The 13329-nt window shown below is 67.4% G+C and carries 11 protein-coding genes; 9 read left to right on the top strand and 2 right to left on the bottom strand.

Features of this window, described 5'->3' with window-relative positions:
- Positions 1–75 precede the first annotated feature (75 nt).
- The gene (locus AC1RM6_RS27300; RefSeq protein WP_493107224.1) at positions 76–960 is read left to right on the top strand and encodes a LysR substrate-binding domain-containing protein; all 885 of its coding nucleotides are present in this window, start codon (positions 76–78) and stop codon (positions 958–960) included.
- 40 nt (positions 961–1000) lie between these two features.
- A complete protein-coding gene (locus AC1RM6_RS27295) occupies positions 1001–1945 on the top strand; it encodes a glutaminase (protein ID WP_493107222.1) in 945 nt (314 codons plus the stop codon).
- Positions 1946–2088: 143 nt separating this feature from the next.
- Here AC1RM6_RS27295 and AC1RM6_RS27290 read toward each other — a convergent pair whose 3' ends face one another.
- Positions 2089–4641 carry an HWE histidine kinase domain-containing protein gene (locus AC1RM6_RS27290; RefSeq protein WP_493107220.1) on the bottom strand — a complete coding sequence of 851 codons (2553 nt, stop codon included), beginning with the start codon at positions 4639–4641 and terminating at the stop codon, positions 2089–2091.
- 305 nt (positions 4642–4946) lie between these two features.
- On the opposite strand from AC1RM6_RS27290, the gene AC1RM6_RS27285 reads away from it, so the two are divergent.
- Positions 4947–5630 carry a response regulator gene (locus tag AC1RM6_RS27285; RefSeq protein ID WP_493107219.1) on the top strand — a complete coding sequence of 228 codons (684 nt, stop codon included), beginning with the start codon at positions 4947–4949 and terminating at the stop codon, positions 5628–5630.
- Between the two features lie 6 nt (positions 5631–5636).
- On the opposite strand, the gene AC1RM6_RS27280 is transcribed toward AC1RM6_RS27285, so the two are convergent.
- Positions 5637–6350 (bottom strand): response regulator, encoded by a 714-nt coding sequence (locus tag AC1RM6_RS27280; protein ID WP_493107217.1) that lies wholly within the window; start codon positions 6348–6350, stop codon positions 5637–5639.
- A gap of 124 nt (positions 6351–6474) precedes the next feature.
- On the opposite strand from AC1RM6_RS27280, the gene AC1RM6_RS27275 reads away from it, so the two are divergent.
- The 6 genes from AC1RM6_RS27275 (at position 6475) to AC1RM6_RS27250 (ending at position 13329) form a co-directional block, all read left to right on the top strand.
- Positions 6475–7116, top strand: a complete 642-nt coding sequence (locus tag AC1RM6_RS27275) for a response regulator transcription factor (RefSeq protein ID WP_493107216.1) — start codon at positions 6475–6477, stop codon at positions 7114–7116.
- Positions 7113–9638: a CHASE3 domain-containing protein gene (locus AC1RM6_RS27270; protein WP_493107214.1), complete on the top strand. Its 2526-nt coding sequence runs from the start codon at positions 7113–7115 to the stop codon at positions 9636–9638. Before AC1RM6_RS27275 ends, AC1RM6_RS27270 begins: the two co-directional genes overlap by 4 nt.
- A 23-nt stretch (positions 9639–9661) precedes the next feature.
- A complete protein-coding gene (locus AC1RM6_RS27265) occupies positions 9662–10015 on the top strand; it encodes a response regulator (protein ID WP_493107212.1) in 354 nt (117 codons plus the stop codon).
- Between the two features lie 172 nt (positions 10016–10187).
- Positions 10188–10664: a MarR family winged helix-turn-helix transcriptional regulator gene (locus AC1RM6_RS27260; RefSeq protein ID WP_493107211.1), complete on the top strand. Its 477-nt coding sequence runs from the start codon at positions 10188–10190 to the stop codon at positions 10662–10664.
- Complete coding sequence (locus AC1RM6_RS27255) at positions 10664–12106, top strand: efflux transporter outer membrane subunit (RefSeq protein ID WP_493107209.1); 1443 nt, start codon at positions 10664–10666, stop codon at positions 12104–12106. Before AC1RM6_RS27260 ends, AC1RM6_RS27255 begins: the two co-directional genes overlap by 1 nt.
- Entirely contained in the window at positions 12103–13329 is a 1227-nt protein-coding gene (locus AC1RM6_RS27250; RefSeq protein WP_493107207.1) for an HlyD family secretion protein, read from the top strand. The genes AC1RM6_RS27255 and AC1RM6_RS27250 overlap by 4 nt, the downstream gene beginning before the upstream one ends.

Raw genomic sequence — 13329 nt, 5'->3', positions numbered from 1 at the left:
TTCCGCAGTGCACCACAGAGTCGGTGGCGTCTAATATGGATTGCACCTTGATCGATATGTTATACGACTAGATCAATGGAATTGCGCCATCTTCGCTATTTCGCGGCGGTCGCCGACGAACTGCATTTCGGCCGTGCCGCCGAGCGGCTGGGCATGTCGCAGCCGCCGCTCAGCCAGCAGATCCGCGCGCTCGAGGATGAACTCGGGGTAGCCTTGTTCGAGCGGACCAGCCGCCGCGTCATGCTGACCGAAGTCGGACAGCTCTTCCTCGCCGAAGCGCGGCTCACCCTCGACCAGGCGGCGCACGCCGTCGATGTCGCGCGCCGGGCGCAGCGCGGCGAGCTGGGCGAGCTGTCGATCGGCTTTTCGCCGTCGGTGCCGTTCACCGCGGTGTTCGCGCAGGCGCTGTCGGCATTTCGCGACGATTTCCCGTCGATCCGGCTGATCCTCGCCGAAATGTCGCGCGGCGAACAGCTCGACAAGCTCGGCACCGAACGCATGGACATCGGCTTCATCCGCGGCTTCGACCTGGCGCCGCTGGCGTCGAATCTGGTCGCGACGATGATCATGAAGGAGCCGCTGCTGCTGGCGATGCGCAGCGACCATCCGCTGGCGCACCAGGCGCGCGCGCCGTCGATCGCCGATCTGCGCGACGAGGCCTGGGTGCTCTACCAGTCCGAATTCGGCGCGGGTTTCAACGACCATCTCGAACGGCTCTGTGCCCGCGCGGGATTCGCACCGCGCGCGGTGCAGGAGGCGCTCGGCCTGTCGACCCTGCTCGGCCTGGTCGCCGCGGGGATGGGGGTCACGATCCTCACGCGATCGCTTGCGGTGCTGCACCCGGAAAACATAGTGTTCCGCCAGCTCGACGATCCCGAGGCGGTGAGCAGCCTGTGGCTGATCCATCGTGAACGGATGTCGACCGCGGCACGGCGGTTCGTCGATCTGATCGCGCGGTAGAGCCCGCGGAAGGGGCGAGGAGGGGAAGAGGGGGATGCCGATGGATCTGGATCTTGATGCGATCGTCCGCAGGATCGCCGACGAAATGCGCCAGCAGCCCGACCGCGGCAAGGTCGCCGACTATATCCCCGGACTTGCCTGCATCGATCCGAAGCATTTCGGCATCTCGATCGTCACCGCCAAGGGCAGCGTCCATTCGGCGGGCGACGCCGACATGCCCTTTTCGATCCAGTCGATCTCGAAAGTGTTCGCGCTCACCCTCGCGCTCGGCAAGGTCGGCGACGCGCTGTGGCGGCGGGTCGGCCGCGAGCCGTCGGGCAGCGCGTTCAACTCGATCGTCCAGCTCGAATCCGAACAGGGCATTCCGCGCAACCCGTTCATCAACGCCGGGGCGATCGTGGTCAGTGACGTCATCCTCGCCGGCTACAAGCCCGCCGACGCGATCGGCGAGATATTGCGCTTCATGCGCCATCTCGCCAGCGACTATGATGCCGAGGTGGTGATCGACAACGACGTCGCCCAGGGCGAGGCCGACACCGGCTTCCGCAACACCGCACTCGCCAATTATATGCGGGCCTTCGGCAATCTCGAACATAAGGTCGAGGATGTGCTGAGCGTCTATTTCCATCAGTGCGCGCTCAGCATGAACTGCCGCCAGCTCGCGCTCGCCGGCCGCTACCTGATGTTCGAGGGCCATCATCCCGCCACCGGCCACAGCGTGATCTCGCCGCTGCGCGCGCGCCGGATCAACGCGCTGATGATGCTGTGCGGCCATTATGACGGATCGGGCGAATTCGCCTTCCGCGTCGGCATGCCTGGCAAATCCGGCGTCGGCGGCGGCATCCTCACCATCGTTCCCGGGATCGCCTCGATCGCGGTCTGGTCGCCGGGTCTCAACGAGCGCGGCAATTCGCTGATCGGCAGCCTTGCGCTCGAGCGGCTGTCAGTCGCGACCGGCTGGTCGGTACTCAATCCCAAGCGATAGAGTATTTTCAAGTCAGGTGGAATCACCTGACGGCTCGGAAAATACGGAAAACAAAGACAATCTAGACTGTGTCCTGATCAATCTAATCAGGACGCACTCTAGGATGGTTCGGGCGTCCGCCGCGCTTGGTGGGCGAAGCCAAGCTAGCCGAACAGGTCGTCGATGGCCTTGGCGATATTGTGGGTGGTGTAAGGCTTCTGCACCACCGTCGCGCTGCGATGCTCCATCGGCAGGTTGGCCTGCTCGCCGTAGCCCGACGCGAAGAAGAAGGGGATGCCGAGTTCAGTCAGCCGGTCGGCGACGCCGAAGCTGGTCTGGTCGCCGAGATTGATGTCGAGGATCGCGAAGTCGACCCGCTCCTGGTCGAGGATGTCGTGCGCCGCATCCGGTGTCGACGCGGTGGACACGGCCGCGCCGAACCGGCTCAATATATCCTCGGCGTCGAGCGCGATGATCAGGCTGTCCTCGACCAGCAGCACCGCCTTGCGGCCGAACACCGACGGATCGATCGTCTGCTGACTCGATACGTTTGGGCGGGGGAGGCGGATCGCCGTGCCGCCGAAGGATTTTGGTTCGGAGACGTGGCGTGCCGGGATACAGAATATGGCGCGCACCCCCTCGACCGGATAGTCGATGCTAGCCTTGCCGCCGAGATCATAGGGCACCGAGCGGTTGACGATCGTCGTCCCGAACCCCTTGCGTTTGGGCGGCGACACCGGCGGGCCGCCGCTTTCCTTCCAGCCGAAGACCAGGTCGCCGGCGGCGTCGCGCGACCAGTCGATATGGACTACGCCGTCGCCCGAGAGGCTGCCATATTTGGTCGAGTTGGTCACCAGCTCGTGGATGACCAGCGCCATCGTCGAATAGGCCTGCGGGTTGAGCAGGACCGGGCTGCCGCTGGCGATGATCGCGCTTTGCCGGTCGGCGGCGAACGCCGCCGCCTCGGCGTCGATCAGCGCGTTGAGCGGTGCGGGACCCCAATGATCGTCGGTGATCTGATTGTGGGCGCGCGCCAGCGCGTGGATGCGCCCGTCGACCAGTCGCACGAATTCCTTCACCTCGGGGCTGTCGGGCTGCGACTGGCGGATGAGGCCACGGATGACGCCGAGGATGTTGCGGACGCGGTGGTTGAGCTCGGCGATCAGCATCTCCTGCCGCGCGGTCGACTGGCGCCGCTCGGCCGCAGCCTCGTCGGCGAGCCGCAGCACGACCTCGATCAGGGTGGCGCGCAGCGTCTCGGCGACCCTGAGTTCGGAGACGGTGAACGGCTCGGCATGGCCCTCGACCGTTTCCTGCCATTCGGCGAAGCTCTCGCGCGGGGTGAGGCGCGGGCCGTTCGGGCCATATTCGATCGGCTTGTGTGGGTCGCCCGCCCAGCGCACCGATTGCTTGAGCTCGGTCCGGAACAGGATGACATAGTCGCGTGGCGACCGCGAGATCGGGATCGCCAGCAGCCCGGCGGCGCGGTCGGCGAACCTCCCGGCATCCTCGATCAGTCCGCCGATATGGTCGGTGGTGTAGACGCGCCCGGCCGCGAGCCCGTTGAGCGCGCGGACGATGCGGCGGAAATCCTCGGTCGGCGGGGTGATGCCCGAAAAGGCATAGTTGCCGTTGATCCACACCCCGACCCCGTTGGCGGGGATCGCACTGGTCAGGATGTCGCCGAGCCAGTCGGGATCGTTGAGCAGGGTCTCGTCGGAGGCGACCGCCCCGAGCAACTGATCGGAAATGTCGCGGGCGCGCCGCTCATATTCGACGATCTGCCGCCGCTCGCGCGATTCGAGCCGCATCGCGAACATCTCGGCGAACAGCTCGCACAGCGACCGGCGCTCGAAGGTCGGCGATCGCGGCGCATAATGGTGGCAGGAGAACAGGCCCCACAGCTCGTCGTCGACGACGATCGAGATCGACAGCGAGGCCGCGACGCCCATATTCTTGAGATATTCGATGTGGATCGGCGACACCGACCGCAGGATCGACAGTGACAGGTCGAGCCGCTGGCCGGCGGCGTCGACCGCCGGCACGATCGCGACCGGTTCGGACTCGACGTTGCGGATCACCCGGACGAGGTTGCGCTTGTAGAGCGCGCGCGCCTGGCGGGGGATGTCGCTGGCGGGATAATGGAGGCCGAGGAAGCTGCCGATCCCGCCCTTGCACGCTTCGGCGACGACCTCGCCCGATCCGCCGGCCGCGAATTTATAGACCATCACCCGGTCGTAACCGAGCAGCGCGCGGACCTGGCGGGCGCCTTCGCGGAAGAAGCCGTTGAGGTCCGGGGTGCGGTCGAGCCGCGACATCATCGCCCGGACGGCGTTGGTCGCATCGCCACTCGGCGGGTTGCCCGGCTCGGCTTCGACGACGATCTGTCCGGCGGAGAAATGGATCGCGATGTCATAGGGCTGGCCCGAGGTGCCGATCTGGCAGCCGAACAGCCGCTCGACCATGTCGGGGGCCGACAGATAGGAGATCTTGTTGCGCAATTCGTGGAGCAGGGTGGCCGGTACATAGTCCGCGAGCGGACAGCCGATCAGGTCGTCGGGATCGAAGCCGAGCAGATCGCGGATGTTCTTCGACACCCGGGCGATGATCCAGTCGGTGCTGACCGCGATGAGGAAGCCCGGGAGCTGGATCGCCCCGAGCAGGTGGATGGGTTCGCGATCGCAGTTCGTCAGATCGACTTTATCGAATTCGGCCACTCTGTTTCCATGATGTCTAACCGGCCGAAGCCCCCAACCGCGCTTGCACGCGTCACCATAACGCCGTGACGGGCATAGGGTTGCGTGGCGGTTCGGCGCAGATTTTTCGCTCAGCGGGGACGGGCGGGCGATTTCGCCACGGCCATGCCGGTCGATCGTCGGGCCGGTGTGCAGGATCCATATCCTAGCCCAAAGTCTAATGGTTCGGGTGGTTTTGCGGCGTCGCCATTAGCGCCGCTTTCAACCGCGTCAGCCTAGGAACACCCAATCGGATCGATTTTCGATACCGCGACTCGGGGCCCTCGATGAGTGCATTGGTTAACCTGCTGATTATCGACGACTCGCTGGTGATCCGGGCGATGATGACCGATCTGTTGCAGAAGGCCCAAGGCATCAACATCGTCGGCGCGGTCGGATCGACCGCAGATGCCGCACGGATGCTGGCGACGAACCAGGTCGATGTCGTCACCCTCGACATCGAGATGCCCGGCACGAACGGGCTCGACTATCTCGACACGCTCGTCCGCCGCGGCATTCCGGTGGTGATGCTTTCGGGCCAGACCGTCGAGGGGTCGGACATGCGCGCCAAGGCGCTCGGGCGCGGCGCTTCGGCCTGCTTCGACAAGGCGCATGCGGTGCGCGATGCGCAGGACCTGATCAAGCTGATCAAGGATGTCGCGCGCCACCGGGCGCGCCTGAATCCGGTCGACCATGCCGCGCGCTATGGCGCGGCGGCGCGCTATTCGGGTCGTGGCGGCCGCTATTTCTTCCATGTCTCGGACGAGGGCATGCACCCCGATCCGGTCGGCATCGAACTTCCCGATCTCGCGCTGGCGATCGGCCATGCCCATGCCGTGCTCGAAAATATCGTCCGTCGCCAGCTCGCCGGCGGGGTCGAGGAGGCGCGCGCCGGGGTCGCGATCGTCGACGAAGCAGGCAAGCATATCGCCAGTATCAGCTCGATCACCCGGACCCAGCTTGCCGCCTGACCGGGGTCAGCCGTCGGCGGACGGCGATGCTTTCGCACGGGCGCGGTGCGCTTCATGCCGGGTCAGCGCCTCGCCCGACAGCCGCTGCGCGAGGTCGATCGCGCCGGCTGCGCCATGTTCGACCGCCAGCCATGCGGCGCTGAGCGCGGCATAGCCGAGCGTCCCCGCCAGCCCGCCGATGCGATGCGCGACCCGGCCGACATCCTCGTCACCGCGCGCCGCCGACAGCGAGGCGGTTTCGAGCTGGACATGGAAACGATCGACCAGATCGGCGGTCGCTTCGGGGCCGAGCAGCGTCGCCAGCCTGGCGGTCGGATCATGCTCGGCGGTACCGCCGATCGCGCCCATCCATTTGTCGATCATCCGCAGCAGTTCGGTCGCGGTGAACGGTTTGGCGAGATGGTCGTCGGTCACCTTGTCGGCGGGCCCGCGTTCGCGCGATCCGGTGGTGAAGGCGATGATCGGGCATATCGCCGCCCATTCCCCGATCCTGCGGATCCGCGCCGCGGTCGCATAGCCGTCGAGCCCCGGAAGGTCGACGTCCATCAGGATCAGCGCGAATTCGCCGCCCTCGGCAGCCTCGATCGCGGCTTCGCCGCTCATCGCCGAAAGCGCCGCAAAACCGCGCGATTCCAGGATCGCGCGCACCACATCATGATAGATGGGCTGATCATCGACTAGGAGAATATCGTAGTTCCCGCTCGATGGGCCGAATGCCAAGACCCCCTCCTCATGACTTTCCGCAGGAAGAACTCGCCGATTTCCGCAGAAATACCGCGTTCAGCGCTGCGTTCTATTTATCGGCTCATCGTTCCCGGAAGCACTCAAACACCAGGATGCGCTTATGGCAAGGGGGCGAATTCTCATCGCGGACGACCATCCGCTGATCCATGAAGGGTTGCAGCTCGCGATCCGCGCGCGGCATCCGGGCTATGGGGTCGACGCCGCCGAGAGCGTCGCGGCGGCCGAACGGCTGGTCAATCTTCACCGTGACTATGTCCTGTTGCTGCTCGATTATCGCCTGCCCGACGCCGATGGCTTCAGCGGCTTCTTCCGCCTCCAGCATCTGCTCGGACGGGTGCCGATCGCGATCATCTCGGCCGAGGACAGCCCGCGGGTCATCGCCGCCGCCCGCGCGCTCGGCGCCGCAGGCTATCTGTCGAAACGGCGCCCGCTCGACGAGACCGCGACCGCGATCGGGACCTTGCTCGCCGGCGGCACGATCTTTCCGCCGAGCGATGCGTCGGTCGACGACATCAGCTCGATCCGCAACCGGATCGACGATCTGTCGGCGGCCCAGCGCCGGGTGCTGTTCGCGCTGGTCAAGGGCGATCTCAACAAGCGGATCGCCGGCGATCTCGGCGTCACCGAGGCGACGATCAAGGCGCATCTCTCGGCGATCTTCCGCAAGCTGGGGGTTTCCAATCGCACCCAGGCGATCCTGGCGATCCGCCCGCTGATCGACATCGGCGGCGAGCCCGCATGATTTCGCCCGGCGCGCCAGATCGGTCGGGCCGGACCCGTGCGACACGGATCCGGCCGAGCTGGCGGCAGATCGCGGTTTACAGCGCGCTCGCCCCGCTGATCCTGATCGCGATCGCGCTGTGGCTTGGCGGCGAATATGATCGGGCCGGACAGAGCCGGATCGATGTCCGCCAGTCCTATGAGCTGCGCCGCGAAATCGAACGCCTCTTCTCGCTGATGCAGGATGCCGAGACCGGCCAGCGCGGCTATCTGATCAGTGGCGACCGCAGCTTTCTCGAACCCTATCGCCGCGCCCAGGCGCATCTCACGCCGCAGCTCGCGCGGGTCGAGCGCGGCTTCGACGGCCGTGACCGGCGCGAGGATCTCGATCTGCTCGAACGGCTGGTCGGCGCCAAGTTCGCCGAGATGCAGCTGACGCTCGATCTGCGCGACCGGGCCGGGACCGATGCCGCGTTCGGTAGGCTCAAACAGGGCGACGGTAAGAGGCTGATGGACCAGATCCGCGCCGCGGTCACGCGGATGATCGACGCCGAAAGCGACCTGCTCGAAGCCAAGATGCGCGACGACGATGCCCGCACCCGCCAGACCTGGCGGATGATCTGGGCGGTGATCGGTCTTGCCGGGCTGTTCAGCATCGCCCTCGGCGTGGTGATCGGCCTGGGCCGGCGCGACGCCTGCCGCCAGAGCCTTGGCCGCGATGCCGCCTCGGCGCGCCAGCGCGCGATCTTCGACTATGCGATCGACGGCATCGTCCTGATCAACCCCAGCGGCAGCATCGAGACGATCAATCCCGCCGCCGAACGCATGTTCGGCTATGCCGCGTCCGAGCTGTTGCGCCGCGACATTTCCACGCTGGTCGACATCGCCCCGGGCGAAGGCGCTTTTCTCGACCGGCTGGGGCTGCGTGACGGCCGCCTCGATCGCCCGTCGCTGATCGACGTCGCCGGGCGCACCCGCGAGGGCAGCCCGATCCATGTCGACATGGTGCTGGGCGCAATGCCCTTGCCCGACGGGGTCCATATCGTCGCCTCGATGCGCGATATCACCGATCGCAAGGAGATCGAGCGGCTCAAGGACGATTTCATCGCCACCGTCAGCCATGAGCTTCGAACCCCGCTGACCTCGGTGATGGGGTCGCTCGGGCTGCTGCGCAGCGGCGCGGCGGGCGCCTTGCCCGAACAGGCGCAGCGCCTGGCCGACATCGCCGAGAATAATTGCCAGCGGCTGATCCGGCTGATCAACGACATTCTCGACATGGATCAGCTGCGGACCGGCCGCATGGCGTTCGGCTTCGCGCTGGTCGACCTGCGCGAGGCCGCGCGCCGCGCGCGCCAGGCGATGCAGGGGCTCGCCGACCGCAAGTCGATCACCATCGAATATGATGCTGGCGAACTGCCTGCGCCGGTCTGCGCCGATATCGACCGGCTCGTGCAGGTGACCAGCAATCTTCTGTCCAATGCGATCCAATATTCGCCTGCCGGATCGACCGTGACGCTGCGCGTCCACCCTTCGAACGCCAATCATGTCCTCGAGGTGGTCGACCAGGGACCGGGGATCAGCGAGGAGTTCGGCAAGCGGATTTTCGGGCGCTTCACCCAGGGCGACCGGCCCGAGGACAAGATCGTCACCGGCAGCGGCCTCGGCCTCGCCATCTCGCGTGAGATCGTGCGCAGCCATGGTGGCGATATCTGGTTCGAAAATGCCGCGGGGCAGGGGAGCCGCTTCGCTTTCGCGATCCCCGAATGGCTCGAGGGCGGCGATATCGACCCCGATCTGCCGCGCCGGCTGCTGGTGTGCGAGGATGATGCCGATGTCGGCGCGACGATCCGGTCGGTGCTCACCGCGCATGGCTATGAAGCCGACATCGTCGCCAGCGCGCGGGCGGCGATTCCGGCGGTCCGGACCGGGCGCTATGGCGCGGTGCTGCTCGATCTGACCCTCGACGATGCCGATGGCGCCGATGTGCTGCGCGCGATCCGTGCCTCGAACGGGCTCCGGGATCTGCCGGTGATCATCGTCTCGGGTGCTGCCCAGCCGGTCGACGACGTTCACCGCATGGAGGTGGCGGCCTGGGTCCGCAAGCCGTTCGAGCCGCACCGCCTGATCGAGGTGATCGAGCAGGCGATGCGCCGGGCGCAGCGGGTTCGTTCGGTCATCCTCCATGTCGACGACGATGCCGACACGCTCGAACTGTTCGCGACCGCGCTCGGTGCGCGCGGGCGGGTGGTCGGCGTGCGCAGCCTTGCCGCCGCGCGCGAGTTTCTGGCCGGCGCGCGGCCCGATGCGATCGTCCTCGATCTGGGCCTGTCCGACGGCCATGGCGCCGAGCTGCTCGCCGAGCTGCGGCGGGGCATCGCCCGCGACGTCCCGGTGATCGTCTATTCGGCGCAGACCATCGAACATGAAGTCCAGCAACTCGCCGACGCGGTGCTGGTCAAATCGCGCAACGCGCTTCCCCGCCTGGTCGAAACGGTGACCCGCACCCTCGACCGGGCTCATCACCAGGAGGATATGACGGTATGAGCGGGCGCTACACGATCTTATGTGTGGACGACGAACCCGACATCCGGCTGATCGCCGAGATGTCGCTCAAGATGAATCCGGCGCTCGCCGTGGAGTCGGCGGGATCGGGCGAGGAAGCGGTGGCGATCCTGACCGCCGACCCCGACCGGTTCGATCTGGTGCTGATCGACGTGATGATGCCGGGCCTCGACGGCCCGGGCGCGCTCGCTCGCCTGCGTGCCAACTTCGCCACCGCGCACATCCCGCTGGTCTTCATGACCGCCCAGGCCCGCCCCCAGGACGTCGCCGCGCTCGTCGAGCAGGGGGCGGCCGGGGTGATCACCAAGCCATTCGATCCGATCGGTCTCGCCGGCAAGGTCATGGAATATCTGCCCTGATGGCTCAGCTTCCGTTTAGGAGAGGGCGCGCGAAGTCGTGGGCGCGATAAACACCGCCAGAATTTGACGCCGCTATCGAGATTTTATCCGGACTGACATCCTTGTCAGCGTCATTGACTCCGTGTGACGTGCGCCTATATCGCTGCCCAGGCAGTGACTGCTGAGGCATGCAATGAGTCGCGATTTCTACACTACCGAGAATTTCGAGCCGCAGACCTCGATCGCCTTCCTGATCAAGCGCGTGCAGAAGCTCGGCGTCGGGCTGGCGGAGAAAGCCTTCGCCGATGGCGAGCTCAGCCTGCCGCAGTGGATCGCGCTCAACCTCGTACGCCACGAACTGGCCGAGAACAGCGCCGGCCTGTCGCGCTGTCTCGACCATGACAGCGGCGCCACCACCCGGCTGGTCGACCAGCTCGAGCAGCGCGGCCTCGTCGAGCGGGTGCGCAGCCGGCAGGACCGCCGGGTCATCAATCTGGGCATCACCCCCGAGGGCGAGGGCAAGCTCGCCGAGCTCACCCCGCGGATGATCGGGCTGTGGAACGATGTCCTGTCCGATTTCACCCATGACGAGGCGACGATGCTGATCGGGTTGCTGACCCGGCTGCTCGCCACGCTCGAGGCGCGCGACAAGGCCGCCAGAGAGGCATGATGACCCGTTCTCCGATCCTCGCCGCAAGCTTCGCGGCGCTCCTGCTCGCGGGCTGCACCCCGCCCGACGTCCGGCCCCAGCTCGGCCGGCTCGACGCCAGGGCGGTCGGCCTGCCCGACGGAGCGGCCTTGCCCGTCGCGACCAGCTGGTGGAGCGCCTTTGGCGATCCGCAGCTCGACCGGATCATGGCCGACACCCTTGCCGCCAATCCGAGCCTCGCCTCGGCACTGGCGCGGATCCGCGTCGCCGAGGCGCAGCTAGGCGCCGAACGCGCCGACCTCCTCCCGCAGGTGGCCGGCAGCGCCGAGGAGCAGCGCACCCGGCTCAGCGAGAAATATATCATCCCGCCGCCTTATGGCGGCTCGACCCGCTGGGTCGGCAGTGCCGCCGCCAATCTGAGCTGGTCGCTCGACCTGTTCGGCCGGCAGGCGGCAATGGTCGATCAGGCGCGCGCCAATGTCGACGCCGCGGCGCTCGACGCGGCGGCGGCGCGGCTGGCGCTGACCGGCGCGGTCGCCCAGACCTATGTCGAGCTCGCGCGTGCCGAGCAATTGTCGGCGATCGCCGGCGACTATGTCGCCTCGCGCCGCTCGTCGCTGCGCCTCGTCCAGTCGCGGGTCCGCAACCAGCTCGCCAGCCAGTTCGATATCCGCGCCGCCGAAACCCTGCTCGCCCAGGCCGAGCAGGCCAAGGTTCGCGCCGACGCCGATCGCGAGACCCGCGTTCACGCGCTGGCCGCGCTCGCCGGCCGCGGCGCCGATTATTATCCGACGGTCGCCCACACCAGCCTGGCGTTCGACCGGGCGCTGCCGCTGCCGGCGACGCTGCCCGCCGACCTGCTCGGACGCCGGCCCGACCTGCTCGCGGGCCAGGCGCGGATCGCCTCCGCGAGCGCGGGCCGCGAGGTCGCGGGCAAGGCCTTCTATCCGAACATCGACCTGCTCGGCTCGTTCGGCGTCCAGGCGATCGGCCTCGGCAATCTGTTCACCGGCGGCGCGCTGACCTATGGCGCCGGCCCGTCGGTCCATTTGCCGATCTTCGAAGGCGGCAAGCTCAAGGCGAACTACAAGGGCGCGACCGCGCAGGTCGATGTCGCGATCGCCGGCTATGACGATGCGGTGCTGCGCGCGGTGCGCGAGACCAGCGACGCGATCTCGCAGGTGCGCGCCAATGCCGACGACGCCGTCCAGCAGACGAAGGTCGTCAGCGGGTTGCGCGACGTCGTCCGGCTCGACCGCACCCGCATCGAAAACGGGCTCGGCTCGCAGCTCGACATCCTCGATTCGGGGACCCGCCTGCTCGTCGCCCAGCAGGATGCCGTCAACATCGCCGCGTCGGGCGCGATCCGCCGCGTCCAGCTGCTCGTCGCGATCGGCGGCGACTTCGATCCCCAGACCATCTCCCTGGCCGCCAAGCCGGCCAATCCCGAGGCACGACCATGACCGACAACAGCGCTTCCCGTCCCGAGGCCGACGACAGCATATCCGACGACCGTGGCTCGCCGCCGTCGCCCGCTGCCGAGCCCGCCACGCCGAAAAAGGCGACCCGCAGGCGGCTGCTGCTGATCGTCGGTGCGGTCGTGCTGATCGGGTTGATCGGTTATGGCCTCTATGCGCTGCTGGTGGCCGGCAACAGCGAGTCGACCGACGACGCCTATGTCGCGGGCGACGTCGTCGCGATCACCTCGCGCGAGCCCGGCACGATCCTGGCGATCCATGCCGACAACACCGAAGGCGTGCGCGCCGGCCAGCCGCTGATCGATCTCGATCCGGCGACCGCCGACGTCAATCTCGCCTCGGCCGAGGCCGATCTCGCGCGGGCGGTCCGGTCGGTCCGGTCGGACGTGTCGGGGGTCGACGAGGCGCAGGCCGAGGTCGTCCAGGCGCAGGCGGCGCTGTCGAAGGCGCGCAACGACCTCAGCCGCCGCCGCGGCGCCGCCGCTGACGGTGCGGTGTCGGGCGAAGAGGTCGCGCATTCGGCCGATGCGGTGACCACCGCCAAGGCGACGCTCGATCTCGCGCAGAGCCGGCTGGCGCAGGCCCGCACCAGCGTCGCCGGGGTCACCGTCGAGAATAATCCGGCGGTGCTCGCGGCGATCGCGCGTTACCGCAACGCCGCGATCGCGCGCGGCCATATGCACCTGACCGCGCCGGTCGACGGGGTGATCGCCCAGCGCACCGTTCAGCTCGGCCAGCAGGTCGCGCCGGGGACCCCGCTGATGGCGGTGGTGCCGCTCAAGGCGGTGTGGATCGACGCCAATTTCCGCGAGACCCAGTTGCGCAACATCCGCATCGGCCAGCCGGTGAAGATCGAGGCCGACGTCTATGGCGGCGATGCCGACTATCATGGCCGGGTGATCGGTCTGGGCGCCGGTACCGGCAACGCCTTCGCGCTGCTGCCGCCGCAGAACGCCAGCGGCAACTGGATCAAGATCGTCCAGCGGCTGCCGGTGCGGATCGCGCTCGATTCGCGCGAACTCGAGGCGCACCCGTTGCGGATCGGCATGTCGGTCGATGTCGAGGTCGACGTCCGCGACCATTCGGGACCGCTGCTGGCGCGCGAGGCGCAGAAGAATTTCCAGAGCAAGACCAGCGAGGCGCTGAGCCCGGCGGTCGACCAGGACATTCGCCGGATCATCGCCGCCAATATGGGCCGGGGCCGCTAA

This window comes from Rhizorhabdus sp. GW822-FHT03C02 (genome assembly GCF_058801765.1).
The sequence above is the reverse complement of the archived record's forward strand: the minus strand, read 5'-3'. Positions and strand labels throughout refer to the sequence as shown.

Coding starts and splice junctions, on each gene's coding strand:
- AC1RM6_RS27300 (WP_493107224.1), top strand. CDS start 76: ATGGAATTGCGCCATCTTCGCTATTTCGCGGCGGTCGCCGACGAACTG.
- AC1RM6_RS27295 (WP_493107222.1), top strand. CDS start 1,001: ATGGATCTGGATCTTGATGCGATCGTCCGCAGGATCGCCGACGAAATG.
- AC1RM6_RS27285 (WP_493107219.1), top strand. CDS start 4,947: ATGAGTGCATTGGTTAACCTGCTGATTATCGACGACTCGCTGGTGATC.
- AC1RM6_RS27275 (WP_493107216.1), top strand. CDS start 6,475: ATGGCAAGGGGGCGAATTCTCATCGCGGACGACCATCCGCTGATCCAT.
- AC1RM6_RS27270 (WP_493107214.1), top strand. CDS start 7,113: ATGATTTCGCCCGGCGCGCCAGATCGGTCGGGCCGGACCCGTGCGACA.
- AC1RM6_RS27260 (WP_493107211.1), top strand. CDS start 10,188: ATGAGTCGCGATTTCTACACTACCGAGAATTTCGAGCCGCAGACCTCG.
- AC1RM6_RS27255 (WP_493107209.1), top strand. CDS start 10,664: ATGACCCGTTCTCCGATCCTCGCCGCAAGCTTCGCGGCGCTCCTGCTC.
- AC1RM6_RS27250 (WP_493107207.1), top strand. CDS start 12,103: ATGACCGACAACAGCGCTTCCCGTCCCGAGGCCGACGACAGCATATCC.